Origin of the sequence: Streptomyces alkaliterrae, from assembly GCF_007097205.2 — a bacterium.
GTDB lineage: Bacteria > Actinomycetota > Actinomycetes > Streptomycetales > Streptomycetaceae > Streptomyces > Streptomyces alkaliterrae.
Window position 1 is genome coordinate 1 of sequence record NZ_VJYK02000426.1, and the last position, 3,558, is coordinate 3,558.

The window sequence follows — 3,558 nt, forward strand, 5'->3', positions numbered from 1 at the left end:
CCCGCCAACCCGGATGAGCTCGCCGCCCGGTGGGCGGAGCTGCTGCACCGCGCCCGCGACCACGCCCCCGGCCCGGACCCGCGCCCCTACGCCGACGACCTCCTGGCCCGCTGGGCCGAACCCCAGCGCCGCTACCACACCACCGCGCACCTCGCCGCCGTCCTCGACCGCCTCGCGGAGCTCGGCCCCCACGCCGCCGACCAGGCCGCCGTCGAGCTGGCGGCCTGGTTCCACGACGCGGTCTACCGCCCCGACCGCAGCGAGAACGAGGAGCGCAGCGCCGCGCTCGCCGAGCGGGCGCTGGCCGAGGCCGGTGTGCCTGCCGCGCGCACTGCCGAGGTCGCCCGCCTGGTCCGGCTGACCGTCACCCACGACCCGGCCGACGGCGACACCAACGGCGAGGCGCTGTGCGACGCGGACCTCGCGGTGCTCGCCGGCTCCCCCCGGCGGTACGCGGCCTACGCGGCGGCCGTCCGCCAGGAGTACGGCTTTGTCCCGGAGGAGACGTTCCGGGACGGTCGGGCGGCTGTGCTGCGCCAGCTGCTCGCCCTGCCCCGGCTCTTCCGCACCCCGTACGGCACCCGCAACTGGGAGGCACCCGCCCGCCACAACCTCCGCACCGAACTCGCCCTACTGGAGGCCTGACGACTGGCGGCGTCGCCTTCGTGGCCACACGCTGAGGGCATGGAACTGATCGACGCCCTCGACCAGGGCTACACGGAGTTCGGCCGCCGGGTGGAGCAGGTGGCCGACGACCAGTGGGGCAATCCGACACCATGCACGGAATGGACGGTGCGCGATCTGGTCAACCACGTCGTGGGTGAGCACCTGTGGGCGCCTCCGCTCCTCCAGGGCGCCACCCTGGAGGAGGTCGGTGACCGCTTCGAGGGCGACGTCCTCGGCGAGGACCCCCGACAGGCGTGGGAGCGGGCCAGCGCGAACGCACAGCCGGCGTTCCACCGCCCGGGCGCCCTCGACCTCCAGGTGCACACCAGCGGCGGCATCACGGATGCCTCCGAGTACGGATGGCAGATGGTCAACGACCTCGCCGTGCACGCCTGGGACCTCGCCAGGGGCATCGGCGCCGACGACCATCTCGACGAGGAGCTGGCCCGGACGTTGTTCGAACGGATGGCTCCGGTGGCCGACCAGTGGCGTGCGGCCGGCGCCTTCGGCCCGGCGGTGGACGTACCCGAGGACGCTCCCGCCCAGGACCGCCTTGTGGGGATCCAGGGCAGACAGCCATGAACCGGTAGAAAGCACCGGGGGCGCGGGGCGGCGGAATGCCCGCGCTGTCAGTGGTGTTGGCGATGGACGTGCCTGACAACAGCCCGCCGCGCTCCACGACGAGCACCGCCGTAACCCTCGACAAGTCGTCCACTCCCCCGACCCTCGGCGGCGCCCCCGCGACGGACGCCGCCGCCGGACCACCCCGGGTCCCGCTCGCCGTCTACGTGCTCGGGCTGTCGGTGTTCGCCCTGGGAACCAGCGAGTTCATGCTCTCCGGGCTGCTCCAGCCGATCGCCCGGGATCTGCGGGTGAGCATCCCGCAGGCGGGGCTGCTGGTGTCGGCCTTCGCGATCGGCATGGTGGTCGGCGCGCCGGTGCTCGCCGCCGCGACGTTGCGCCTACCGCGCCGGACTACGCTCACGGCCCTGCTCGCGGTGTTCGGTCTCGGCCAGGTGGCCGGGGCGCTGGCCCCGAACTACGGCTTCCTCTTTGTCACCCGGGTGGTCAGCGCGCTGGCCTGCGCCGGGTTCTGGGCCGTGGGAGCGGCCGTGGCCATCTCGCTGGTGCCGGTGACGGCCCGGGCCAGGGCCATGGCGATCATGGTCGGCGGGCTGAGCATAGCCAACATCCTCGGCGTCCCGGCCGGGGCGTTCCTCGGTCAGCAGTGGGGCTGGCGGTCGGCGTTCTGGGCGGTGGCGGCGTTGGCCGTCCTCGGCCTCGTGGGTGTGCTGCTGCTGGTCCCGCGCACCCAGCCGCCGACCGGCGCGGACCGACCCCGCCTCCGCCGCGAACTGCGGATCTACGCCGATCCCCAGGTGTGGCTGGCGCTCGGCGTCACCGCGCTCAACGCGGGCGCGGTCTTCGCCCTCTTCTCCTACCTCTCCCCCCTGCTCACGGAGGTGGCCGGCCTCTCGGAAGGCTGGGTACCGACCGTGCTGGCGCTGTTCGGTGTCGGGGCGCTGCTGGGCACGTGGATAGGCGGCCGCGTCGCCGACGCGCATCTGTTCGGCACGATGTACCTGGGCATCAGCGCGTCGGCGGCGGTGCTGGCGCTGCTCGCCCTCACCGCGCGCCACCCGGTCGCCGCCGTCGGCCTCTCCCTGCTCCTCGGTGTGACGGCCTTCTTCACCGCGCCGGCGATCAACGCCCGGATGTTCAACGTCGCGGGCGCGGCCCCGACCCTGGCCGGCGCGACCACCACGGCCGCCTTCAACATCGGCAACACCGTCGGCCCCTGGCTGGGCGGCCTTGTCATCAGCGCCGGGTGGGGCTACCGCTCGGTCTCCGCCCTCGGCGCGGTCCTCGCTCTCCTCGCCGTGGCCGGCACGGCCCTGGCCGCCGCCCGCCACCGCGGCCGCTGAGGCCGACGCCGCAGCGCGGCGAACGGTACGAGCGGCCGGTGGTCCCCGGAGAGGTCAGTGGGGGCGGCCCTTGGGGCGGCGGAGGCCGGCCGCCACCAGGAGGTGGACGATCTCGCGGCTGGTGACCTCCACGGCGCCGAGGCTCACCGCACGGTCGTAGCGGGTGATCGGCACGTCGTAGTGGTCGCGGTCGAACGCCCTGGGCGGGGAGCCGAGTTCGGTGGCGAAGGTGTGCAGCTCGGCGAAGGAGACGTCGCTGATGAGGTGGGACCAGAGCGTGCCGTGGCCGGGCCAGCGCGGCGGGTCGATGTAGAGGGTCATCGTCCGGCGCCCGTCTCTTCGAGGCCGCCGAGTGGGGCCACCGCCGTGCCGCCGCGGGCGCACACCCAGTGGGGGTCCTCGCCTAGTTCGGGCTCGAGGTCGAGGGCGTGGGGGCCCTCTCCGGAGGGGCCGGTGTCGCCGCAGAGCGGGCACAGCGGCCACCGGCCGTGGCGGTCGAGGAGCGCGTCCTGGACGTCCTGGGCGACCAGGCCGGCCACGAAGGCGGCGCCCTGCGGCCACTGTTCGACCCACCAGCGGCGGTTGCTCACGGCGTCCTCGACCAGGGAGACGGTGTCGGGGTCAGCGACGTCGGTGGCCGCCAGATCGGCGAGGATCAGTGCCCGCGCGGTGTGGAGTGCCCGTTCCAGGTCGTGCTCGTCGTCCATCACACCATTCCACCACCGGTGGCGCGGGTCCTCTTGACGCACCCGGGCACCGGAAATACTTTTCGCCGCATGAGCGGTCGAATGAAGGAAACTTTCTCCGGGGGCGACCGCCGCGCGGTCCCGCCGGGCGCCGTGGCGGGCCGGGTGCCGAGGGCTCGGACGGACACCCCGACGGCACCGGCGGCGCGGTCGGCACCACGACCGCAGGGAGCGGGCACGGGGACGGCGAGAGCGGGGACGCCGGGAGCGGGAGACGGGGC

5 protein-coding genes are annotated in these 3,558 nt (G+C 74.3%); 3 read left to right on the forward strand and 2 right to left on the reverse strand.

The window, feature by feature from the left end; all coding sequences use genetic code 11:
* The first annotated feature begins 39 nt into the window (after window positions 1-39).
* From FNX44_RS28300 to FNX44_RS25015, 3 genes are read left to right on the forward strand one after another with little or no spacing between them, the layout of a single operon-like run.
* On the forward strand, window positions 40-645 hold the full coding sequence (locus FNX44_RS28300; RefSeq protein ID WP_143651265.1) for an HD domain-containing protein: 606 nt from the start codon (window positions 40-42) through the stop codon (window positions 643-645).
* A 39-nt stretch (window positions 646-684) separates the two neighbouring features.
* Window positions 685-1,248: a TIGR03086 family metal-binding protein gene (locus FNX44_RS25010; protein ID WP_143651262.1), complete on the forward strand. Its 564-nt coding sequence runs from the start codon at window positions 685-687 to the stop codon at window positions 1,246-1,248.
* A gap of 35 nt (window positions 1,249-1,283) precedes the next feature.
* Complete coding sequence (locus FNX44_RS25015) at window positions 1,284-2,591, forward strand: Cmx/CmrA family chloramphenicol efflux MFS transporter (protein WP_228450199.1); 1,308 nt, start codon at window positions 1,284-1,286, stop codon at window positions 2,589-2,591.
* A 54-nt stretch (window positions 2,592-2,645) separates the two neighbouring features.
* On the opposite strand, the gene FNX44_RS25020 is transcribed toward FNX44_RS25015, so the two are convergent.
* Both FNX44_RS25020 and FNX44_RS25025 read right to left on the reverse strand, forming a co-directional pair.
* Window positions 2,646-2,912 carry a DUF4031 domain-containing protein gene (locus tag FNX44_RS25020; protein WP_143651263.1) on the reverse strand — a complete coding sequence of 89 codons (267 nt, stop codon included), beginning with the start codon at window positions 2,910-2,912 and terminating at the stop codon, window positions 2,646-2,648.
* The gene (locus tag FNX44_RS25025; protein WP_143651264.1) at window positions 2,909-3,298 is read right to left on the reverse strand and encodes a DUF8819 family protein; all 390 of its coding nucleotides are present in this window, start codon (window positions 3,296-3,298) and stop codon (window positions 2,909-2,911) included. Before FNX44_RS25025 ends, FNX44_RS25020 begins: the two co-directional genes overlap by 4 nt.
* Window positions 3,299-3,558 lie beyond the last annotated feature (260 nt).